Origin of the sequence: Pseudonocardia benzenivorans CB1190 (assembly GCF_000196675.2) — a bacterium.
Lineage (GTDB): Bacteria > Actinomycetota > Actinomycetes > Mycobacteriales > Pseudonocardiaceae > Pseudonocardia > Pseudonocardia benzenivorans.
The window spans coordinates 713,680-733,537 of sequence record NC_015312.1 but is presented as its reverse complement, the minus strand read 5'-3'; the positions used below and the strand labels follow the sequence as shown (position 1 = coordinate 733,537).

The 19,858-nt window shown below is 74.7% G+C and carries 23 protein-coding genes; 13 read left to right on the top strand and 10 right to left on the bottom strand.

The features are described 5' to 3' along the window. Positions 1 to 4 precede the first annotated feature (4 nt). Positions 5 to 1,123: an acyl-CoA dehydrogenase family protein gene (locus PSED_RS03480; protein WP_013672880.1), complete on the bottom strand. Its 1,119-nt coding sequence runs from the start codon at positions 1,121 to 1,123 to the stop codon at positions 5 to 7. Between the two features lie 71 nt (positions 1,124 to 1,194). Between PSED_RS03480 and PSED_RS03475 the strand changes: the two genes are divergently transcribed. Further along, positions 1,195 to 1,920 carry a winged helix-turn-helix transcriptional regulator gene (locus tag PSED_RS03475; RefSeq protein WP_013672879.1) on the top strand — a complete coding sequence of 242 codons (726 nt, stop codon included), beginning with the start codon at positions 1,195 to 1,197 and terminating at the stop codon, positions 1,918 to 1,920. A 7-nt stretch (positions 1,921 to 1,927) separates the two neighbouring features. On the opposite strand, the gene PSED_RS03470 is transcribed toward PSED_RS03475, so the two are convergent. From PSED_RS03470 to PSED_RS03460, 3 genes are all read right to left on the bottom strand, one after another. Continuing rightward, entirely contained in the window at positions 1,928 to 2,938 is a 1,011-nt protein-coding gene (locus PSED_RS03470) for a sensor domain-containing diguanylate cyclase (RefSeq protein WP_013672878.1), read from the bottom strand. Positions 2,939 to 3,210: 272 nt separating this feature from the next. Further along, a complete protein-coding gene (locus PSED_RS03465) occupies positions 3,211 to 3,405 on the bottom strand; it encodes a hypothetical protein (protein ID WP_013672877.1) in 195 nt (64 codons plus the stop codon). Between the two features lie 68 nt (positions 3,406 to 3,473). Further along, positions 3,474 to 3,878: a VOC family protein gene (locus PSED_RS03460; RefSeq protein WP_013672876.1), complete on the bottom strand. Its 405-nt coding sequence runs from the start codon at positions 3,876 to 3,878 to the stop codon at positions 3,474 to 3,476. A 78-nt stretch (positions 3,879 to 3,956) separates the two neighbouring features. Between PSED_RS03460 and tsaA the strand changes: the two genes are divergently transcribed. The 4 genes from tsaA to PSED_RS03440 all read left to right on the top strand — a co-directional run bounded on the left by tsaA (position 3,957) and on the right by PSED_RS03440 (position 6,866). After that, complete coding sequence (gene tsaA, locus PSED_RS03455; protein WP_013672875.1) at positions 3,957 to 4,394, top strand: tRNA (N6-threonylcarbamoyladenosine(37)-N6)-methyltransferase TrmO; 438 nt, start codon at positions 3,957 to 3,959, stop codon at positions 4,392 to 4,394. 157 nt (positions 4,395 to 4,551) lie between these two features. Beyond that, positions 4,552 to 5,538: an EamA family transporter gene (locus PSED_RS03450; RefSeq protein WP_013672874.1), complete on the top strand. Its 987-nt coding sequence runs from the start codon at positions 4,552 to 4,554 to the stop codon at positions 5,536 to 5,538. After that, positions 5,535 to 6,485 (top strand): EamA family transporter, encoded by a 951-nt coding sequence (locus PSED_RS03445; protein ID WP_013672873.1) that lies wholly within the window; start codon positions 5,535 to 5,537, stop codon positions 6,483 to 6,485. Before PSED_RS03450 ends, PSED_RS03445 begins: the two co-directional genes overlap by 4 nt. Before the next feature lie 96 nt (positions 6,486 to 6,581). After that, complete coding sequence (locus PSED_RS03440) at positions 6,582 to 6,866, top strand: GlsB/YeaQ/YmgE family stress response membrane protein (RefSeq protein ID WP_013672872.1); 285 nt, start codon at positions 6,582 to 6,584, stop codon at positions 6,864 to 6,866. A gap of 62 nt (positions 6,867 to 6,928) precedes the next feature. Here the strand turns inward: PSED_RS03440 and PSED_RS03435 are convergent, their stop codons facing one another. Next, entirely contained in the window at positions 6,929 to 7,819 is an 891-nt protein-coding gene (locus tag PSED_RS03435) for a LysR family transcriptional regulator (RefSeq protein ID WP_013672871.1), read from the bottom strand. A gap of 120 nt (positions 7,820 to 7,939) precedes the next feature. Between PSED_RS03435 and PSED_RS03430 the strand changes: the two genes are divergently transcribed. Genes PSED_RS03430 through PSED_RS03415 form a run of 4 tightly spaced genes read left to right on the top strand, consistent with a single transcriptional unit; the run spans position 7,940 to position 12,616 of the window. After that, on the top strand, positions 7,940 to 9,136 hold the full coding sequence (locus PSED_RS03430; RefSeq protein WP_013672870.1) for an enolase C-terminal domain-like protein: 1,197 nt from the start codon (positions 7,940 to 7,942) through the stop codon (positions 9,134 to 9,136). Further along, on the top strand, positions 9,133 to 10,275 hold the full coding sequence (locus PSED_RS03425) for a maleylacetate reductase (RefSeq protein WP_013672869.1): 1,143 nt from the start codon (positions 9,133 to 9,135) through the stop codon (positions 10,273 to 10,275). Before PSED_RS03430 ends, PSED_RS03425 begins: the two co-directional genes overlap by 4 nt. Next, the gene (locus tag PSED_RS03420) at positions 10,272 to 11,279 is read left to right on the top strand and encodes an NAD(P)-dependent oxidoreductase (RefSeq protein WP_013672868.1); all 1,008 of its coding nucleotides are present in this window, start codon (positions 10,272 to 10,274) and stop codon (positions 11,277 to 11,279) included. The genes PSED_RS03425 and PSED_RS03420 overlap by 4 nt, the downstream gene beginning before the upstream one ends. Beyond that, a complete protein-coding gene (locus PSED_RS03415; protein WP_013672867.1) occupies positions 11,276 to 12,616 on the top strand; it encodes an MFS transporter in 1,341 nt (446 codons plus the stop codon). The genes PSED_RS03420 and PSED_RS03415 overlap by 4 nt, the downstream gene beginning before the upstream one ends. Before the next feature lie 45 nt (positions 12,617 to 12,661). Here the strand turns inward: PSED_RS03415 and PSED_RS03410 are convergent, their stop codons facing one another. Beyond that, positions 12,662 to 13,318 (bottom strand): NADase-type glycan-binding domain-containing protein, encoded by a 657-nt coding sequence (locus PSED_RS03410; protein WP_013672866.1) that lies wholly within the window; start codon positions 13,316 to 13,318, stop codon positions 12,662 to 12,664. Between the two features lie 187 nt (positions 13,319 to 13,505). Here PSED_RS03410 and PSED_RS03405 point away from each other — a divergent pair, with 187 nt between their 5' ends. Further along, a complete protein-coding gene (locus tag PSED_RS03405; protein WP_013672865.1) occupies positions 13,506 to 14,618 on the top strand; it encodes a Zn-dependent alcohol dehydrogenase in 1,113 nt (370 codons plus the stop codon). A gap of 76 nt (positions 14,619 to 14,694) precedes the next feature. On the opposite strand, the gene PSED_RS03400 is transcribed toward PSED_RS03405, so the two are convergent. Together PSED_RS03400 and PSED_RS03395 are read right to left on the bottom strand one after the other, a co-directional pair. Next, positions 14,695 to 15,345, bottom strand: a complete 651-nt coding sequence (locus PSED_RS03400) for an anti-sigma factor family protein (RefSeq protein ID WP_013672864.1) — start codon at positions 15,343 to 15,345, stop codon at positions 14,695 to 14,697. After that, positions 15,342 to 15,914: a sigma-70 family RNA polymerase sigma factor gene (locus PSED_RS03395; protein WP_013672863.1), complete on the bottom strand. Its 573-nt coding sequence runs from the start codon at positions 15,912 to 15,914 to the stop codon at positions 15,342 to 15,344. Before PSED_RS03395 ends, PSED_RS03400 begins: the two co-directional genes overlap by 4 nt. A 54-nt stretch (positions 15,915 to 15,968) precedes the next feature. Here PSED_RS03395 and PSED_RS03390 point away from each other — a divergent pair, with 54 nt between their 5' ends. From PSED_RS03390 to PSED_RS03380, 3 genes are all read left to right on the top strand, one after another. Then, positions 15,969 to 16,529, top strand: a complete 561-nt coding sequence (locus PSED_RS03390; RefSeq protein WP_013672862.1) for a uridine kinase family protein — start codon at positions 15,969 to 15,971, stop codon at positions 16,527 to 16,529. Positions 16,530 to 16,601: 72 nt separating this feature from the next. After that, complete coding sequence (locus PSED_RS03385; RefSeq protein ID WP_013672861.1) at positions 16,602 to 17,582, top strand: permease; 981 nt, start codon at positions 16,602 to 16,604, stop codon at positions 17,580 to 17,582. Continuing rightward, on the top strand, positions 17,582 to 18,274 hold the full coding sequence (locus PSED_RS03380) for a TIGR03943 family putative permease subunit (RefSeq protein ID WP_013672860.1): 693 nt from the start codon (positions 17,582 to 17,584) through the stop codon (positions 18,272 to 18,274). Before PSED_RS03385 ends, PSED_RS03380 begins: the two co-directional genes overlap by 1 nt. A 6-nt stretch (positions 18,275 to 18,280) precedes the next feature. Here the strand turns inward: PSED_RS03380 and PSED_RS03375 are convergent, their stop codons facing one another. Both PSED_RS03375 and PSED_RS03370 read right to left on the bottom strand, forming a co-directional pair. Next, on the bottom strand, positions 18,281 to 18,940 hold the full coding sequence (locus PSED_RS03375) for a hypothetical protein (RefSeq protein WP_013672859.1): 660 nt from the start codon (positions 18,938 to 18,940) through the stop codon (positions 18,281 to 18,283). Next, positions 18,937 to 19,836, bottom strand: coding sequence for an ABC transporter ATP-binding protein (locus PSED_RS03370; protein ID WP_063821927.1), 900 nt, complete (start codon positions 19,834 to 19,836; stop codon positions 18,937 to 18,939). The genes PSED_RS03375 and PSED_RS03370 overlap by 4 nt, the downstream gene beginning before the upstream one ends. Positions 19,837 to 19,858 lie beyond the last annotated feature (22 nt).

The following is a 19,858-nucleotide window of genomic DNA, read 5'->3' as shown; positions in this document are numbered from 1 at the left end:
GCCGTTACGACACGCCCGCCCGACGGCCCAGCAGCTGCAGCGTGTCCTCCGGCGTCAGCGGGTGGAACATGCCGGCACGGACGTCGCGGTAGGCGCGCTCGAGCGGCGAGGACCGGAAGAACGCCCGGCCGCCCGCGACCTCCAGCGCGATGTCGACGATCGTCCGGGCCTCCGTGACGACGTGCCGCTTCGCGGTCATCACCGTCGCGAGCGTCTCCTCGTCGGCGGGTGGGTCGTCGCCGATCTCGGCGACGGCGGAGTGCAGCGCCCACCGCGCGACCCGCAGCCTCGCGTGCATCTCCCCCACGCCTCGCGTGGAACCGGGGCGTGCGAGGCGGGTCGCCTCCTCGACCGCACCACGGGCGACGCCCAGGTACGCGGCTGCGGCGACGGGCGCGAAGTGCATCGCGGCGACCAACAGCGGACCGGCGAGCACGCCGTACGGCCGCGTGCCGAGGACCGCCGCGGCGGGGACGAACACCCCGTCGAAGACGATGTCGTGGCTCGCGGTGCCGCGCATCCCGAGCGTGTCCCAGGTCTCGACGATGCGCACGCCCGGCGCGGACAGCGGGACGGTCGCGTGCAGGACGACGGCGTCGGCTCCCTTGCCGAGCGTCGCCGACGTGGAGATCGCGCCGGCCCCGGGGGCCTGGCTGCAGAACGTCTTGCGGCCGTCGAACCGGTAGCCGCCCTCGACCTCGACGGCCGTCGTCGACGGGCACACCCAGTCCGAGCCGCCACTGGTCGCGACCACGAGCCCGTCGGCGATGCGGCGCAGCGCGGTCTCGGCGCCGTCGGCACCGCGGCGCTGCCGCCAGCACTGCACGAGCGTGAGGTAGAGGTGCATGGCCGCGGCGAGGCCCGCCGCGCCGGACCGCGCGCCGAGCTCCTCCTCGGCGAGTACGACCTGGCGCATCGACGCGCCGAGCCCACCCAGCTCGACGGGGACGGCCAGGCGCAGGTACCCGGATTCGGCCATCTCGGCGTAGGCCTCGGTGACGAACGTGGCGTCGAGGTCGTGGGCGGCGTCGTGGGCGGCGGCGACCGCTCCGACACGGGCGGCGAGGGCGCGCACGTCGTCGTCGGTGATTGCGGTGGCAGGAGTGGTGATGGTGGTTGTCATACGGTGAGGATCGGGCGACCCCGCAACCGTCGATAGTTCCCAATCTGTACCGGTCGGAGGAGCATGTCCTCGTGTCCCGATACGGTCAGTACTGTCCGATCACCCGGTCGCTCGAGGTGCTGGGCGACCGGTGGACGCTGCTGGTGGTCCGCGACCTGCTCGTCGGCGCGACCCGGTTCAACGAGCTGGCCCGCGGCCTGCCGGGGATGTCGCGCGGCCTGCTCTCCAAGCGGCTCGACCAGCTGCAGCGGCACGGGCTCGTCGAGCACGTCGGCGGCGAGTACCGGCCGACGCCGGCCTGCGAGGAGCTCCGCCCGATCGTCTTCGGGCTCGCCGAGTGGGGCGCGCGCTGGGCGTTCGGCGAACCGCGCAGCGACGAGCTCGATCCCGTCGTCCTGATGTGGTGGATCCGCGCGGGGATCGACCCGGCGCCGTTCGACGGCCGCCGCGCGGTGCTGCACGTCCTGCTGCCCGACACGCGGCGGCAGCGGTTCTGGTTCGTCGTCGACCCGACCGACGTGTCGCTGTGCATGACCGATCCCGGTCACGACGTCGACGTGACGCTGCGGTCGTCGCTCGGGGTGCTCTACCAGGTGTGGGAGGGCCGCATCGCGCTCGACGTCGCGACCCGGACCGGGCTCGTCGAGCTCGACGGCCGCCGCGACACCGTCGCCCGCATGCGGCGCGCGCTGCGGCTGAGCCCGGTGGCGCCGTTCGTGCGCCGCGCGGCCCGGACGCCCGCCGCCCGGATCCCCGCCGATGCGGTGCCGACCGCGCGGGTGCCCGCCGACCGGTGACGACGACTCACCCCGGCCCGGACCGTGCGTGCCGGGGCGGGCGGCCACGACGTCGGCGCTTCTGCGCGTACATCGCCTCGTCGGCGGCCCGCCACGCCCCGGGGAAGCCGGTGACGATGCTGTAGGGCGCGTGCCCGAAGGAGCCGGAGATGCCTGCCGCCTCCAGCGCGCGACCGGCACGGACGACGAGGTCGGCGGCCTGGTCGGGGGTGCAGCCGACGGCGACGACGCCGAACTCGTCGCCCCCGAGCCGGGCCAGGACGTCGCCCGAACGGACGGTGCCGGCGAGTGCCCGCGCGGCCGCCCGGATGTAGCGGTCGCCCGCCTCGTGACCGAAGGTGTCGTTGATCTCCTTGAGGTTGTCCAGGTCGATCACGACGACGCTCGCCGAGTCGCCGAACCGGCGGAACCGCTCCTCCTCGTGCCCGAGGAAGCGGTCCCAGCCGCGCCGGTTGAGCAGGCCGGTGAGCGGGTCGACCTCGGCCTCCCGCCGGGCCATCTCCAGCGCGCGGGCCGCCGAGGTCGCGCCGAGATCGGCCTCCAGGACCGCCGAGAGCAGGCTCGACAGCAGGTCGAGCAGCGGCAGGTGGGCGCGCATGGCGTCGGGCTTGGGCGCCGGGTCGAACCCGCAGACCGTCCCGAACAGCGTCCCGTCGGGCCAGACGATCGGCGTCCCGACGTAGGCGCCCAGCTCGAGCGGCAGCGCGGCCGCGATCCGCGCGTAGGCGGGGACGAGGGAGACGTCGGGCGCGATCCGGGGGGCCTCGCCGGACGCCATCCGGCTGCAGAGCGTCTGCGCGAACGGCAACGACCGGCCGCCCTCGAGCTCGTAGGCCTCACCGCGTGCGGTGAGGATCAGCTGGCGGTCGTCGACCAGCCGAGTGACCACCCAGGCACCCATCGGCAACGCCGTGCACAGATAGTCGATCACGCGTGCACAGGCCGTGTCGAAGCTCCTGGTCGGCTGCAGCGGCGCCGCCACCTGCGGTGACGCGCCACTGTGCGGACCGGTGGCCATCGGCCGCCATCTAACCCGGCACGATCCCGCGGATCCACCCGGACGAGTGGCAAGCCACACCGAATGCCGTTGACCCTCGCTCCGGCGCGACCTGACCGGTGCGGCGGTGCGGTCGCGGGTCCGGCCGGCACCGGGGGTTCTCCCGGTGTTCATCGGACCGACGCCTCGTGTCCGCCGGCGGCCGGTCGCGGAGCCCCGCCGGGACCGGGAGGATCGCTCCGCGCCGGGGCCGGCCGGACGGTCGGGGGGTCCGGACGCCCGGTCCCGGCGCCCTACCGGCGCTCGTCCGCGCTGTGGATCCCGCAGTCGGGTGCCACCAGCAGATCGCCGGACGCGGTCGCCGGGCCGTTCACCAGTACCGGGCAGCGGCATCCCAGACCGAGCGCCTCCTCGGTCCCCGGCCTGGAACCGATCGGGATGCTCTTCCCATCGGCGACGAGCTCGACCGTGCTCTCGGGTATCCCCATACGGGCACAACGAGGACGTTGAGACACGCGTCACCACGAGACGCCCGATCGTGTGGCGTGTCGAGCCGTCAGCGCGACGACAGCCGCGCCTCCGGACGAGTGGGCTCGAACAGCTCCACCGGGTTGCCGGACGGGTCGTCGACCAGCACCTGACGGCCGCCGACGCCGGACACGACGTCGTTGCGGAAACCGACCCCGGCCGAGCGCAGCGACGCGACCGCCGCGTCGAGGTCCTCCACCTCGAGGGTGAACCGGTTCCAGCCACCGGGGGCGGGGACCCGGCCGTCCGGCATCGCCTGCCCGCCACCGCCCGGGCCGCCCGGGGCGCTGAGCACGAGCCGCAGCGCGCCGCGGGTCAGCATCGCGAACGTCGGAGCGGGATGCATGATCTCGGTGAACCCGAGGTGCCCGCAGTAGAAGGCGATCGCGTCGTCGACGTCGTCGACGATGTAGCGGACGCTGACGGACGCCATGGCCGTCCTCCGTTCCCGGCGGAGTGCCGACGCTAGTGACCGCCCCGCGCGACGGCAACGTCTTCTACCGTCGGCGGCATGGCCCCTGACGCGACGCCGCCGGACAGCACGACCGGACGTCCCGCCCTGGTGGCGGTCGGGCACGTCTCCTCCCCGCTGACCGACACCGACGCGGCGCCGAAGCAGGGCGACGAGGGCGGGCCGCAGGCCTGGGTCGTCCTCGACGACCGTTATCGCGAGGCCGCGCGCGACCTCGCCGCGGGCTCCGAGGTGCTGCTGCTGACGTGGTTGCACCGCGCCGACCGGGCGACGCTCGTCGTGCATCCGCGCGACGACCCCGAGGCGCCGCTGCGCGGGGTGTTCGCGACCCGTTCGGCGGACCGGCCGAACCCGATCGGCGTGCACCGGGTGACGATCACCGCCGTGGAGCCCGGCCGGTTCCGGGTCCGCGACCTCGAAGCCGTCGACGGCACGCCGGTGCTCGACGTCAAGCCGGTCCTGACCGGCGAACGCTGAGCCCCCGTGGCGCGCCCGCCGCGTCAGGGCCGGGGCCGGGGCGGGTCGGGGGCGGGGGGGGGACACAGCCGCGGTCCGGATGGCACGCTCGGGTCGCCATGACCGTTCACGCCGACCCGTCGCGCCCGCGCGCGGCGTCCGCATCCGGGGCGGGCCGGTGAGGGCGCGCACGTCGTCCGGGCTCGGCCTGGCCGTCGCGTCGGCGATCTCGTTCGGGCTGTCCGGGCCGTTCGCCAGGGCGCTGATCGACGCGGGCTGGTCGTCGGCCGGTGCCGTGCTGGTGCGCATCGGCGGGGCCGCCGTGGTGCTGCTCGTGCTGCTGGCGGTGACCCGGCCCGGCGTGCTGGCCGCGCTGCGGGCCGACGGCCCGGCGCTCGTCGTCTACGGCGTGCTGGCCGTCGCCGGCGTACAGGTGGCGTTCTTCAACGCCATCCGGTACCTGCCGGTGAGCGTCGCGCTGTTGCTGGAGTACCTCGGACCGGTACTGGTGATCGCCTGGGTGTGGCTGGTCCGCCGGACGCCGCCGGGCCGGCGCACGGTCGTCGGCGGCCTCGTCGCGATCGCCGGGCTGCTGCTCGTCGTGCAGGTGTGGTCGGGCGGTGCGCTCGACCCGGCGGGGATCGCGTGGGGGCTGGCCGCGGCGGCCTGCCAGGCGTCGTACTTCCTGCTCGCCGACCGCGCCACCCGGACACCGCCGACCGTGCTGGCAGGTGTCGGCATGACGATCGGCACGGCGGTCGTCGCGGTGCTCGGGCTGCTGGGTGTGCTGCCGGTGGTCGTCACCACCACGACCGCGGAGCCGGTGGTGCTGGCCGGGCACGACGTCGGGTGGCCGGTCGCGGCGACGCTGCTCGTCGTGGTGTCGACGGTGGTCGCCTACCTCACCGGCGTCGCCGCGATCACGCGGATCGGCGCCGCGCGCGGGTCGCTGGTGGCGCTACTGGAGGTCGTGGCCTCGACCGTCGCGTCCTGGCTGCTGCTGGGCGAGCTGCCGGGGCCGTGGCAGCTCGCGGGCGGGGTGCTGATCCTGGCCGGCATCGTCCTGACCCGGTCGGGACCGACGGCCGTCGCGGCGGACCCGCCGCCGGTCGCCGAGGCCGTCGACCGCCCCGTCCACCGGTCCGACGAGCGGGCACCCGGATGAGCCTCCGCAGCCGCACGACCACCGGCGTCGCGCTCGGACTCGTCTCGGCGCTCTCGTTCGGGGTGTCCGGGCCGGTGGCGAAGGCGTTGATCGAGGCCGGCTGGTCGCCAGCGGGCGCCGTGCTCGTCAGGATCGGCGGGGCCGCGGCGGTGCTGGTGGTCGTCCTCGCCGTCGCCCGGCCCGGGGTGCTCGCCGCGGTGCGCGCCGACGGCCCGGCGCTGCTGCTCTACGGCGCGTTCGCGGTGGCGGGGGTGCAGGTGGCGTACTTCAGCGCGATCCGCACGCTGCCGGTGAGCATCGCCCTGCTGCTGGAGTACCTCGGACCGGTGCTGGTGATCGGCTGGGTGTGGCTGGTGCGCCGCCGGCCGCCCGACCGGACGACGCTCGTCGGTGCGGTCGCCGCCGTCGTCGGGCTGGTGCTGGTGCTGCAGGTGTGGTCGGGCGGGGTGCTCGATCCGGGTGGTGTCGCCTGGGGACTGTTCGGCGCGGTGTGCTGGGCGTCGTACTTCCTCGTCGTCGACCGGGCCGGGACGCGGACCCCGCCGCTGGTCCTGACGGGCGTCGGCATGGTGGTCGGCACCGTGGCCGTCGTGCTGTGCGGGCTCGTCGGGATCACCCCGATCGTGCTGGCCGTGCCCCCGACGGCTCCCGTGCTGCTGGCCGGGGCCGACGTCGGCTGGCTCCTCCCGGCGGTGACGTTGGCGCTGGTCTGCGCCTTGATCGCCTACCTCGCCGGGGTCGGGGCGGTGTCGCGGATCGGGGCGACCCGGGGCTCGCTCGTCGCGCTGCTGGAGGTCGTCTTCTCGACGCTGATCACCTGGCTGCTGTTGGGTGAACTGCCGGGGCCGTTCCAGCTCGCGGGCGGGGCGCTGATCCTGCTGGGCGTCGTCCTGACCCGGAGCGCGCCGGTCGCCGACCGGCCCACCGTCCCCGCGGCCGGCGGCTGAGTCCGCCGCGCCACCGGTCCGGTTGACGCCTTCCCCATTCGGGTAGTCCGTGGCGCCGGTCGCCTACAGGCGGTGACCGCGGACCTGGAGGACGGAATGACCATCACCGGAATCCTGACGGCGATCGTGATCGGTCTGATCATCGGCGCCCTCGGCCGTCTCGTGCTGCCCGGCAAGCAGCGCATCCCGATCTGGCTGACGATCCTCATCGGCATCGTGGCCGCGTTCATCGGGACCGCGATCGCCCGCGCCATCGGCATCCCGACGCAGACCTCGGGGATCGACTGGCTGGAGTTGCTCGTGCAGGTCATCGTCGCCGCGCTCGGTGTGGCGCTCGCGGCGTCGCTCTACGGCCGTCGCCGCTCGCGACTGCGCTTGTGACCGCATGAACAGCACGTGAGCGAACCCTGAGCGGGCCGCCGATCCCGGGATCGGCGGCCCGCTCAGCGGATCCCGCGCCCGGCCTCGCGCGCCGCGTCCAGGAACGCCTCGACGGCCGGGAGCATCCCGTCCCGGTGGTAGGCCACGCCCAGCCCGAGCAGCGGTTTCGGCCCACGGATCGGCCGGTACACCACGCCGTCGCGGGCCAGCCGCTGTGCCTGCGACGCGATGAAGCCGATCCCGACCCCCGCACTCACCAACGCGATGATCGACTGCGCGGGATGCGCCTCCATCGCGATCGTGGGGCTGAAGCCGGCGTCCTGGCACAGCGTGACGATCGTGTCGTAGAGCTGTGGAGCGATCTGGCGCGGGAACATCACCAGCCCCTCACGGGCCAGGTCGGCGATCTCCACCTCCTCCTGCGTGCAGAGCCGGTGCCCGGCCGGCAACGCGACGTGGAACGGCGGGCGGGCGACCTCCTCCGTCGCGATCCGCGGGTCGTCCAGTGGCGGGTGCACGAGCCCGACGTCGATGTCCCCGATCCGCAGCGCGCGCTCCTGCTCCGCCGTCGTCAGCTCGCGCACGACGAGCCCCATACCGGGCAGCCGCCGCCGGAACACCGCTGCGACCTCGGGGAACATGACGTAGAGCGCCGGTGACGTGACGCCGACGGTCAGCTGCCCGATCTCCCCGCGGTCGGTGCGCTGCGCGAGCGTCACCGAGAGGTCCATCTGCCGCAGCGTGCGCCGGGCCTGCTCGAGGAAGACCTCCCCCGCCCTGGTCAGCGCGACGGACCGCTTGCTGCGGTGCGCGAGCCGGACGTCGAGCTCGCGTTCGAGCCGGACGATCTGCTGGCTCATCGCCGGCTGGCTGATGTGGCAGCGCTCGGCGGCCCGGTGGAAGTGCAGTTCCTCGGCGAGGGCGACGAAGCACTGCAGCCCGAAGCGGTCCATCCGGTCAGCATTCCCTGATAAGCAGCATGGATCAATTGATCCGAACAAAGAGTTGGAGACGATCACTGCAGGCATCTACCGTCGTCGCAACCCAGACGGACGGTGCAAAGGAGTTCAGGAATGCAGCCCGAGGACCCGGGTGCCATCACGATCACCGGCGTCGAGACGCTCGTGGTCAACGCGGAGATGCGCAACTGGATCCTGGTGAAGGTCCGCACGAACGTCGACGGCCTGTACGGCTGGGGCGAGGCGAGCCTGAACTGGAAGACCCGGTCGGTCGTCGGCGCGATCGAGGACCTGACGCCGATGATCCTCGGCCGCGACCCGCGCGACGTCGCCCAGTGCGTGCGCGTCATGACCAAGCACAGCTACTACCGGCTCGGTGTCATCGGCGCGACGGCGATCAGCGGCATCGAGCACGCGCTGTGGGACGTCTTCGGGAAGTCGGCCGGGCTGCCCGTCTGGCGGCTGCTCGGCGGCCGCACCCGCGACGCCGTCCGCGTCTACACCCACCTCGGCCTCGGCGACATGACGTCGGTCTACGACACCGTCGACATCGGGGTGATCCGGGAGAAGGCCTCGAAGGTCGTCGAGGCGGGCTACGACGCGCTCAAGGTCGTCATCGTCCCCTACGGCCACCACCTGACCGTCGCGGCCGAGCGCCGCCACGTCGACGCGATGATGTCGACGCTGCGCGACACCGTCGGCCCCGACGTCGACGTGATGATCGACTTCCACGGCCGGACGGCGTCGGTCGCCGCCGCCCTGCAGTACATCGAGGTCCTCGCGCCCTACGACCCGCTGTTCTGCGAGGAGCCCGTGCAGCCCGGTGACACCGAGGCGCTGCGGGCCGTCGCGGCGCGGTCGCCGTCACCGATCGCGACGGGCGAGCGGCTCGTCGGGCTGCGGGAGTTCCTGCCGGTGCTCGCCGCGAAGGCCGTGCACGTCGCCCAGCCCGACCTCAACCACACCGGCGGCCTGCTCGAGGGCACGCGCATCGCCGCACTGTGCGACGTCGAGGGCGTCGGCGTCGCGCCGCACAACCCCAACGGTCCCGTCGCGGGCGCGGCAGCGCTGCACTTCGACGTGGCGACCCCCAACTTCGTGATCCAGGAGGAGATGAGTGGCGCGGTGAGCTGGTACGACGACGTGGTCTCGACACCCATGCGCCGGGTGGGGAGCCACTGGCAGGTGCCGACGGCCCCCGGCTTCGGCATCGAGGTCGACGAACGGGAGGCGGCGAAGCACCCCTACCGTCCCGAGGTGCCCCACAGCAGCTCCGCCGTGCTCGCCGACGGAACGGTGGTGGACTGGTGAGGCCCGCGCCCCGCTCCTTCGCCCACCCCGGCGGCCTGCACAACCAGACGCCCAAGCGCGTCGTGTTCGGCCCGGGCAGCGTGGCCGGACTGCGCGACGAGGTGGCCCGGCTCGGCGCGTCGCGCGCGCTCGTCGTCACGACACCGGGGCGCACCGAGCTGGGCGACCGGCTGGCGGGCGAGATCGGCGACGCCTGCGCCGGGCTGCTGCCCGAGGCCGTCAGCCAGGTCCCGATCGAGCTCGCCCGCCGCGGCCGGGACAAGGCCGAGAGCATGGACGCCGACTGCCTCGTCGCCGTCGGCGGCGGCGCCGCGACCGGGCTGTGCAAGGGCATCGCCTACGAGTCCGGGCTCCCGATCATCGCCGTGCCGACGACGTACTCCGGCTCGGAGATGACCGGCTACTGCGGCATGACGATCGACGGCGTCAAGCGCATGCACGAGAGCCAGGCGATGCGCGCGTCGACGGTCGTCTACGACGCCGAGCTGTCGCTGGGCCTGCCGGCCGCGGTGAGCGCCGCCAGCGCGCTGAACGCGCTGGCGCACTGCATCGACGTGGTCCCGCTGTCCAGCGTGAGCCCGCTGATCCTGCCGGCCGCGATCGAGGGCGCACGCGTCATCACCGCGACGTTGCCGCGGCTGCTCGCCGACCCGTCGAGCCTGTGGGCGCGCAACGAGATGCTCTACGGCGCCTACCTCGGCGGGGCCGCGCTGACCGGCGGGTTCGCGTTGCAGCACGCCGTCGCGCACATGCTGGGCGGCAGCTTCGGGGTCGAGCACGGCATCGCGCACGCCGTCGTGCTGCCCTACGTCACCGCGGTGCTCGTCGAGCGCGCACCGGCCCCGCTCGCGCGGGTCGCCGAGGCCGTCGGTACCGACGACCTCGCCGGGTTCGTCTGGGACCTCGTGCACGACGTCGGGCTCCCGGTCACGCTCGCCGACGTCGGGCTCGACGCGAGCGACCGGGCCCGCGCGATCGAGATCTCCGTGTCGGCCGACGACCACTCCGACGACGCGTTCCTGCACCCCGACACGCACGACCAGAACCGCGCCGGCAACCCCGTCCCGGTCACCGGCGACGTCGTCGCCGAGATCATCGACGCCGCCGCCGCGGGCGAGCGGCCGAGGCGACGGCGATGAGGGTCCTGCTGGTCGGCGAGGCGGCCGAGCACGAGGCGGACCTGCGCCCGCACCTCGACCCCGCGGTCGAGGTCGTCGCGCTGCCCGCCGAGGCCGCCACGACGGACGCCCACGACGACGCGATCGACGTCGACGACGTCGTCGTGTCCCTCAGGCTGCGCCGGAACGGGGCGCCCCTGCCCCCGTTCCGGCTGCTGCACGTCCCCGGCGCCGGGCTCGACGGCATCGACCTCGACGCCCTCGACCCGCGCACCACCGTCGCCAACGTGTACGAGCACGAGATCCCGATCGCCGAGTTCGTGCTGGCCCGGCTGCTGGAGTGGGAGATCCGGGCCGCGGACATGCAGGCGGCGTTCGGGCCCGACACCTGGGCGCGGACCTACCGGCGCCGCGCCGAGCACGGCGAGCTGCACGGTCGCTCACTGGGCATCGCCGGCTACGGCCGCATCGGCCGCGCGATCGCGGCCAGGGCGGCGGCCTTCGGCATGCGGGTCGTCGCGGTCGACGACCACGCCGCGGGCCACGACCACGCCCAGGTGCTGCCGACCTCGCGGCTTCCCGACGTGGCCGCCGGCGCGGACCGCTTCGTCGTCGCGTGCCCGCTGACCGACGACACCCGCGGCATGGTCGACGCCGCGCTGCTGGACCGCATGCCCTCGGACGCCGTCCTCGTCAACGTCTCGCGCGCCGAGATCGTCGACGAGGACGCCCTGTGGCACGCGTTGCGCCACAACAGCATCGGCGGCGCCATCCTGGACGTCTGGTACCGCTACCCCAGCCCGGCCGACCCGACGCCCGCGCCGGCCGCGCACCCGTTCTGGGAGCTCCCCCACGCCTGGTGCACCCCGCACTCGTCGGCCTGGACCCGCTCCCTCGCGCGACGCCGCTACGCGGTGATCGCCGACAACGTCGAGCGGCTGGCGTCGGGGCGTCCGCTGCGCAACACCGTCCGCACCGGCGTGGAGGCCGACGCGGACAGGGCCTGCTCGAGGAGGAGCACATGACCACACCAGCGACGACCGCCACCCGGGAAGAGGTGTGGGCCGAGTCGCGCAGCCGGCTCATCCCCGCCACCGTCATCGGCAGCCTGATCGAGTGGTACGACATCGCGATCTACGGGCAGGCCGCGGCGCTGGTGTTCGGGACGCTGTTCTTCCCCGAGTTCTCCAGCACCGCGGGCCGCGTCGCCGCGTTCGCGACGTTCGGCGTCGGCTACTTCGCCCGCCCGCTCGGCGCGGCGATCTTCGGCCACCTCGGCGACCGGTACGGCCGCCGCGTCTCGCTCGTCGGGACGCTGCTGCTGATGGGCATCTCGACCGTCATCATCGGCTGCCTGCCCACCTACGCCTCGATCGGTCTCGCCGCGCCGATCCTGCTGGTCGTCTGCCGGCTGCTGCAGGGCGCGGGCGTCGGCGCCGAGTACGTCGGCGCGGTGACGATGGTCGCGGAGTTCGCGCCGCCCAAGCGGCGCGGCTACTACGCCTCGCTGCCGGCCTGCGGCGTGTTCCTCGGCATCGGGCTCGCGGCCGCCGTCAGCGCCGCCGTGGCGACCCTGCCCAAGGACCAGCTCATGACGTGGGGCTGGCGGATCCCGTTCCTGCTCAGCATCCTCGTCGTCGGCACCGGACTGTTCCTGCGGCTGCGGGTGCCCGAGTCGCCGGTGTTCGCCGACCTCAAGAGCGCCCGCGCCCGCACCAAGGTCCCCGCACTGACGCTGATCCGCGCGATGGGCGGCCGGCTGCTGCTGGTGATGGTCGCCAACACCGTCCTGGCGTTCAACATCTACGTGATCCAGACCTTCGCGCTGGGCTACCTCGCCGACCGCGACGTGGCCAAGAGCACGACGCTGATCGCCCTGCTGCTCGGCTGCGCCGTCGGTGCCGTGGCGATCCCGCTGGTGGGCAAGCTCTCCGACCGTGTCGGGCGCAAGCCGGTCTACCTCGTCGTCGCGGTGCTCTGCGCGCTGACCGCGTTCCCGTTCTTCTGGCTGATCGACACCGGCAACACTGTGTTGATCATGATCGGGTTCGCGCTGGCGTTCGGCAGCATCCTCGCGATGTTCGGCTCGCAGGCCGCCTACTACGCCGAGCTGTTCCCGGCCGCGTACCGGTTCAGCGGCTTCGGCCTGGGCCGCGAGATCCCCGGTGCGGTGCTCGCCGGGCCCGCACCGGTCATCGCCGTCGGGCTGCTCGCGGCCGCGGGCGGCGTGCCGTGGCTGATCGCCGGGGCGATGGCGCTGCTCGCGATCGCGACGATCGCCGCGCTCGCCGCGCTGCCCGAGACCGCCGGGATCGACCTCACCCCGATCCACGAGGCCGACGACGAGGCCGCCCACGTCTGACCGTGAGTGGCGATGGTCGCTGGAGCGACCATCGCCACTCACGGGTCAGCGCAGCTCCGGGAACGTGACCTCGGAGATCGCGACGCGGTCCGACGCCGGCTGGGTCCCGACCGGCGCGCCCGGCACCGACGACGTGATCGTCAGGGTCACGGTGTCGGTCTCGGCCGCCGGGAACCGGACGGTCTGGGCGGCGCGGCGGGTCGGCGAGGGGTCGAGCGAGACCGCGGTGGGCGGTCCGTCGCGGGTGTCGACGGTCAGGCCGCTGATCCGCCGGTTCTGGGCGTAGCGGTCCGAGCCGTCCGCCTGGTCGGTCTTCGCGTAGCCGGGCACGATCGTGAGCTGCGAGACCCGGCCGGACCGTGGCAGCCGCAGCACCAGCCGGTCGCCGACCCCGTCGCCGTCGCAGCGCCACGCGGTGTCCATCCGCCCGTCGACGGCGTTCCCCGCGTCGAACGACGTCGGCGTGCCGTCGGCGGCGCGGCTGGGCGCGGACGTGCAGGAGGCCGTCGCGACCACCCCGCCCGCGATCGCCGCCGGTCCCGTCGACACCGGACCGGCGCCGGCCCCGGCCGCGCTCGCCTCGCCGGCGACGGCCACCGTCGGGCCGCCGTCGCGCAGCAGCAGGACGCCTGCGACCGCGGCCGCCAGCACCAGCACGACGGCCACGGTGGTCGCGGCACGGACGTCGCGCGATGCGGTCACGGCGGGCTCCTGTGCGGCTCGGGGGGCGCGGCTCGGGGGGCGCTGCTCGGGGCGGCCCGACTCTACGTCTCCCACCCCCACGACGGGGTGACGACGACCACGTGACGCGGATCGGCCCCGAACGGGGCGGACAACTCCGGTGCCGCGAGGCAGGATCGGGGCAGGCGAACGACGGAGGTCACCAACGGTGAAGACCACAGCTGCCGTGCTGCACGAGGTGGGCAAGCCCCTGCAGATCGAGGAGCTCGATCTGGCCGACCCGGGCGAGCACGAGGTTCGCGTCCGCTGGACGCACACGGGCCTGTGCCATTCCGACCTGCACGTGCTGCAGGGTGATCTCGGCGCATGGCTGCCGATCGTGCTCGGGCACGAGGGCGCGGGCATCGTCGAAGAGGTCGGGCCGGGCGTCACCCGGGTCGCTCCCGGCGACCACTTCGTCGCCTCCTTCCTCCCGACCTGCGGCACGTGCCACTGGTGCGCCATCGGCCGGCAGAACCTGTGCGACATGGGCGCGGCGACGATGCGCGGCCACCTGCCCAGCGGCAACTGGCCGCTGTCGGGCAAGGCCGGGCGCTACGGCGCGATGTGCATGATCGGCGCCTTCTCGACCCACGGCGTCATCCACGAGAGCTCCGCGGTGAAGATCGCGCCCGAGTTCCCGCTGCAGGTCGCGGCGCTCGTCGGGTGCGGTGTGCCGACCGGCTGGGGCTCCGCGGTCAACTCCGCGAACGTGCGGCCGGGCGACACCGTCGTCATCTACGGCATCGGCGGCATCGGCATCAACGCGGTGCAGGGCGCGCGGCTCGCGGGCGGGCGGCACATCATCGCCGTCGACCCGGTGCAGCTCAAGCGCGACACCGCGATGAGCCTCGGGGCCACGCACGCCGTCGCGACCGCGGAGGAGGCCAAGGAGCTCGCCAAGGACCTCTCCCGCGGTGTCGGGGCGACCTCGGCGATCATCACCGTCGGCAACGTCACGTCCGACGTCGTGGACGCGGCGTTCGAGGCGATCAGCAAGGACGGGACGGTCGTCATCACCGCGCTGGCGCCGTTCGCCGACCGCACGATCACGCTGTCGGGCACCGAGGCCGTGCTGTGGCGCAAGACGATCCGCGGCAGCCTCTTCGGCGACTGCAACCCGACGACCGACATCCCCCGGCTGCTCGAGCTCTACCGCGACGGTTCCCTCAAGCTCGACGAGCTGATCACCCGCACCTACACCCTCGACCAGATCAACGAGGGCTACGAGCACCTGCTGGCCGGCGAGCTGGTCCGCGGCGTCATCGTGCACGAGCACTGAGCCGAGCACCGGGCCCGGACGGAGCCGAGATGGTGGCGGCGCCCCCGCCGCCGCCACCATCCGGCCGCCGACGACCTCAGCAGGGCATCGTCAGCAGCGCCCGGCCGTCGACCGTGCGGATCTCGACCTCGGCCAGGTCCGCCCGCTGGATCGCCGTCGCGCCGTCGACGACGGCGCGACCGCTCGGGGTGGCGCCCCAGGTCGCCGCGACCTCGGTGCGCCCGTCGCGGGACATCGCGTACGCCTGGTACGCCGCCGCTGCGGGGAGCCCCGCGAGCTCCAGGTGCAGGCTGGTCCCCCAGGTGCGCGCCGAGAGCGCGCCCGTGCCGCTGGCCCCGATGCCGGCGGCCGCCGCCATCGCCACGTTCTCGGGTCCGCCGACCATCGACGGCACCGTCGCGACACCCACGCCGACCACCGCGGCGACCGCCGCGGCCGCGGTCAGGACCTGCCAGCGCCGCACGTGGCGGCGTTCCGCCCGACGCTCGGTGCGGACGGCGTCGAGCGTGCGGCGCAACAGGTCCTCGGGCGGGGCGACGAGGCCCTCGTGGGCCTCCTCCACGGTCAGCCGGCCGAGCAGACCGGGCAGCGGCGCGAGCGAGGCGATCTCGGCGCGGCACTCCGCGCAGGTCAGCAGGTGCCGGTCGACGGCCGCGTGCTCGGCGGGCGACAGGCTTCCGAGCAGGTAGGACCCCAGCTCGATGCGGAACGGGTCGTCGTCGGTCATTGAGCCGCCCCCAACTCCTCCAGCGCCAGCCGCAGCGCCCGCAGCGCGTAGTAGGTGCGCGACTTGACCGTTCCCTGCGGGATGCCCAACCTCGCGGCCGCCTCGGCGACCGACCGTCCCTCGTAGTACGTCTCGACGAGGACCGCGCGGTGCTCGGGGGTCAGCCGGTCGAGGGCCGCGGCGACGGTCCAGCGCTGGACCGCCTGGTCGAGCGCGTCGTCACCCGGAGCCGCGACCGCCTCGAGGTACGCGTCGTCGGCGACGGTGCGCGGGCGGGCCCTGGCAGCCCGCCACTGGTCGGTGACGAGGTTGCGCGCGACGGTGAACAGCCACGCTCGCAGCGCCGCAGGCTCGGTGTCGAGGAGGTCGGCGCGCCGCCAGGCGCGCACGAGCGTCTCCTGCACGATCTCCTCGGCACGGCCGGGGTCGCCGGTGAGCTTGAGCGCGTAGCCGTGCAGCGGCCCACCGAGCTGCTCGTAGAGCGCCCGGAGGTACTCCTCCGCCGGGTCGGGCGGGCGGCGCAACGCGGTCACCTCCCCACAGACGAACAGCCGGTCCGATCGGTTCAAGCCTGCTCCCTCCCGGCCGATCCCTGGGCCCTGCCCCGGGGGAGGATGGGCGGCGTGGCCGGGGCGGGGCTGGACGAGCAGGTGGCACTGGTCGTCGACACGGTGCGCCGACGCGCCCCGCGCGCCCGGGCCGGGGTGCGGCTGGTCACCGTCGACGGGTTCTCGGGCTCCGGCAAGTCCCGGTTGGCCGACGCCGTCGGGCTCACGCTCGTCGCACCCGTGCTGAGCCTCGAGGAGCTCTACCCCGGGTGGGACGGGCTGGCGGCCGCGGTGCCGCTGGCCGTCGACTGGATCGCGCGCCCGCTGGCGCAGGGCCGTCCCGCGCGCTGGTGGCCGTGGGACTGGACGCGTGGCGCGCGCGCCGGCCCACGCGAGCTCGCGCCCGCACCGGTGGTGCTGCTCGAGGGGTGCGGTGCCGGCGCCGCGGCGCTGCGCCCGTTCACCGACACGGCGGTCTGGGTCGACGCGGCCCCCGACGTGCGCGAGCAGCGACTGCGGGCCCGCGCCGACTGGCCCGGGTACGCACCGTTCCGTGCCCGCTGGGCGGCGCAGGAGGACGCCTGGCACGCCACGGAGCGGACCGCGGAGCACGCCGACCTCGTCGTCCGTACCTGAACAGGGCACGACTGCAACCGGTCGGGCGGAAATGCGCCGGGCCCCGCCGCGGGTGCGGCACCATCCCCGCTCGTGACGACGACCGAGCGCCCGGCTCGCCTCAACTCCCTCCACGTGTTCGCGGGCCTGCTGGTGGTCGCGCTCGTCCTCCGGTCGAGGATCACCGAGGCCCTCGCGGCGCCCGTCGTGCGGACGGTCGCGACGGTGTTCGTCGCGATCTGTGTGCAGGCGCTGCCGTTCCTCGCGCTCGGTGTGCTGGTGTCGGGGGCGATCGCCGCGTTCGTGTCGCCCGCCGCGCTGCGCCGCGTGCTGCCCCGGCGCCCGGGCGCGGCCGTCCCGGTCGCCGGCCTCGCCGGGCTGGCCCTGCCGGGCTGCGAGTGTGCATCGGTCCCGGTGGCGCGCAGGCTGATCGGGCAGGGTGTGCCCGAGGCCGCGGCGCTCGCCTTCCTGCTGGCCGCGCCCGCGGTGAACCCCGTCGTCCTGGTCGCGACGGCGGTCGCGTTCCCCGGCGAACCGGGCATGGTCCTCGCGCGGGCGGCGGGGTCGCTCGCGACGGCGTGCGTCATGGGCTGGCTGTGGCAACGGGCCGGCAGGGCGGAGTGGATCGCGGCACGGGTACGGAGCCCTGCCCACGCGGGCGGCGGCCGGTGGGCGGTGTTCGCCGAGTCGGCGCGGCACGACCTCGTGTCGGCCGGCGGCCTGCTCGTCGTCGGGGCGCTGGTCGCGGCGGTCCTGTCGGTGCTGGTCCCGACGTCGTGGACGGTCGGGCTGGCCGATCGGTGGCTGCTCGCGGTGCTCGTCATGGCCGTGCTCGCGGTCGTGCTGGCGCTGTGCAGCGAGGCCGACGCGTTCGTCGCCGCGTCGCTCTCGGCGCTGCCGCTGGTGCCGCGGCTGGTGTTCCTGGTCGTCGGGCCGGCGGTCGACGTCAAGCTTGTCGCGCTGCAGGCCGGGACGTTCGGCCGGGGGTTCGCGGCCCGGTTCGCGCCGGCGACGTTCGTCGTCGCGGTGCTGTGCGGGGTCGCCGCCGGAGTGCTCACGCTCGGGGTGCGGTGATGCGTCGTGAGACCCAGCACGCCGTGCTGTTCCTGCTGGGCGGGGCGCTCGTGCGGATCGCGGCCGACGAGACGTTCCTGCGCTACGTCCGCCCCGCGCAGCGCTGGTGGCTGATCGGCGCCGGCGTCGTGATGATCGGGCTCGCGGTGGTGGCGACGGTCCGCGACGTCCGCGGCCGTACCGTCCCCGGCGCCGACGGCCACGACCACCGGACCGGCCCGTCGCCGTGGCTGCTCGTGCTGCCCGTCCTGGTCGTCGCGCTCGTCGCGCCGCCCGCCCTCGGCGCCGACGCGGTCGCCCGGCAGCCGACGACGGCCCCCGCGGACCTCGCCGCGCCCGCGTTGCCACCGGGACCGGCCGAGCTGGGGATCGGCGAGGCCGTCGCTCGCTCGATCGATGGCACACTCGGCGACGGCCGCGACCTCACCGTGACGGGGTTCCTCGCCCACCGCGACGGTGACGTCGTCGTCGCCCGGCTCACGATCTCCTGCTGCGCCGCCGACGCCCGACCGCACACGGTGCGGTTGCGCGGCCCGGGGCTGCAGGGGGCCGCGGCGCTGCCCGTCGACACCTGGGTGCGGGTGCGCGGCACGGTCGTGGCGCAGGCGGCGAAGGACAACCGCTGGTCGCCCGATCTCGAGGTCGCCGAGCTCACCGTCGTCGCCCCGCCGGACGACCCGTACGAGCTCTGATCCGGGTCAGTCGGTGCGCGCCCCGACCCGCGCCGACACCGCGGCGGCCCCGACGGCCAGCAGCGCGCCGAGCGCCACCCCGGTGACGACGACCGTGCCCGAGCCGGGGAGCCCGCCCTGGGTGATCGCCCGCACCACCGTGCCGACCGGCGGCACCCGCGACTGCGTCCCGGTCACGACGACGACCGTGCCCGCTGCCAGCAACGACCAGCCCACCTTGCCGATCAGCGGCCGCGCACACAGCAGCCCGACGGCCGTCCCGGTGAGCGCGCACGCCAGGTGGGCGCCGAACCCCAGCGCCAGGACGGACAGCGGATGCGGATAGTGCGTCGTCACCATCGGCCACACCACCGACAGCGCGGAGAGGACGACGTCGCCCGCGACCGCCAGCAGCAGCACCCCGCCGACGACGCGCCGCACCCCGCCCGCGGAGACCACGGTGACGTGCCGCTGGACCGGGTCCTCGGTGTTCGCGACGACGATCCCCAGCCAGGCCGCGATCGGGTACAGCGCGAGCGCCGACGCGGCCCAGGGCGCGGGCAACGGCCCGGGGTCGCCGCCGAAGAGCACGGCGAGGAGCACGGCCTGGCCGACGACCGGGACGATCGCCCGCTGCGACCGGTAGAGGTCCGACAGCAGGAACCGGGAGACGGCGACGGCGCTCACCGGTGCGCCTCCTGCGCGTGGCGCCCCGCGGCCACCGGCCGGTCGACGGGCTCGCGGCGCACGGCCAGCACCGTCGCCCCGCGCGCGATCGCGGCGGCCAGCACGGCGTCGCCCTCGCTCGCGGGGACCCGCAGGCGCAGCCGCCAGGACGCCGGTCCGGGGCCCGGCACGACGCGCGTCTCCGCGCCCGGCGGCAGCGTCCGGACGGCGGCGCGCGGATCACCGTCGCCCGCGAGTTCGATGACGGTGATCTCGTCGGCCACGGGCGCGGGCTCCTCCGGGCGCAGCGTCCCCGCCTCGACCCGGTACACCTGGGCGCCCGCCAGCCGCGGTCCGTGCGCGGTGTGGTCGGCGACCAGCACGACGGTGCCTGCCGCGGACATCGCGTCGAGCCGGGCGGCGAGGGCCGGCGACGCGTCGGCGTCGAGACCGGACCAGGGCTCGTCGAGCACGACGAGCCCCGCCCCGCAGGTCAGCGCCTGCGCCAGGCCGACCTTCTGCGCGTTGCCCTTCGACAGCTGCAGCATCGGCGTGGCCGCGCCCGCGGTGAAGCCGAGGACGGCGAGCAGCTCGGTGGCCTCACGGACGGCGTCGGGCCCGGCGCCGTGGATCGCGGCGAGGTGGCGCAGGTACACCCCGACGGGCATGCGCTGCTGGGCGGGGAGCCGATCGGGCACGTAGCCGACGGTCCGCGGCCGCCCGACGACACGTCCGGCCGTCGGCGACGACGCCCCCGCGGCGATGCGCAGCAGCGTGGACTTGCCCGAGCCGTTGCCCCCGCGCAGCACGACGGGACGGCCCGGCCGCAGGTGCAGGTCGATCCCTACGAGGACCTCCGACGACCGCCTGCCGTACCGCTTGCGCACCCCCTCCAGGCGCACGCCCTCGACCTCCATGACCGTCATCGTGCCCCGGGCC

Bases quoted from the DNA above. Each gene is read 5' to 3' on its own strand.
- PSED_RS03440 (WP_013672872.1), top strand. From the start codon at position 6,582: ATGACCATCACCGGAATCCTGACGGCGATCGTGATCGGTCTGATCATC.
- PSED_RS03445 (WP_013672873.1), top strand. From the start codon at position 5,535: ATGAGCCTCCGCAGCCGCACGACCACCGGCGTCGCGCTCGGACTCGTC.
- PSED_RS03370 (WP_063821927.1), bottom strand. From the start codon at position 19,836: ATGGAGGTCGAGGGCGTGCGCCTGGAGGGGGTGCGCAAGCGGTACGGC.
- PSED_RS03480 (WP_013672880.1), bottom strand. From the start codon at position 1,123: ATGACAACCACCATCACCACTCCTGCCACCGCAATCACCGACGACGAC.
- PSED_RS03400 (WP_013672864.1), bottom strand. From the start codon at position 15,345: ATGACCGACGACGACCCGTTCCGCATCGAGCTGGGGTCCTACCTGCTC.
- PSED_RS03470 (WP_013672878.1), bottom strand. From the start codon at position 2,938: ATGGCCACCGGTCCGCACAGTGGCGCGTCACCGCAGGTGGCGGCGCCG.
- PSED_RS03415 (WP_013672867.1), top strand. From the start codon at position 11,276: ATGACCACACCAGCGACGACCGCCACCCGGGAAGAGGTGTGGGCCGAG.
- PSED_RS03465 (WP_013672877.1), bottom strand. From the start codon at position 3,405: ATGGGGATACCCGAGAGCACGGTCGAGCTCGTCGCCGATGGGAAGAGC.
- PSED_RS03430 (WP_013672870.1), top strand. From the start codon at position 7,940: ATGCAGCCCGAGGACCCGGGTGCCATCACGATCACCGGCGTCGAGACG.
- PSED_RS03460 (WP_013672876.1), bottom strand. From the start codon at position 3,878: ATGGCGTCCGTCAGCGTCCGCTACATCGTCGACGACGTCGACGACGCG.
- PSED_RS03435 (WP_013672871.1), bottom strand. From the start codon at position 7,819: ATGGACCGCTTCGGGCTGCAGTGCTTCGTCGCCCTCGCCGAGGAACTG.
- tsaA (WP_013672875.1), top strand. From the start codon at position 3,957: ATGGCCCCTGACGCGACGCCGCCGGACAGCACGACCGGACGTCCCGCC.
- PSED_RS03420 (WP_013672868.1), top strand. From the start codon at position 10,272: ATGAGGGTCCTGCTGGTCGGCGAGGCGGCCGAGCACGAGGCGGACCTG.
- PSED_RS03380 (WP_013672860.1), top strand. From the start codon at position 17,582: ATGCGTCGTGAGACCCAGCACGCCGTGCTGTTCCTGCTGGGCGGGGCG.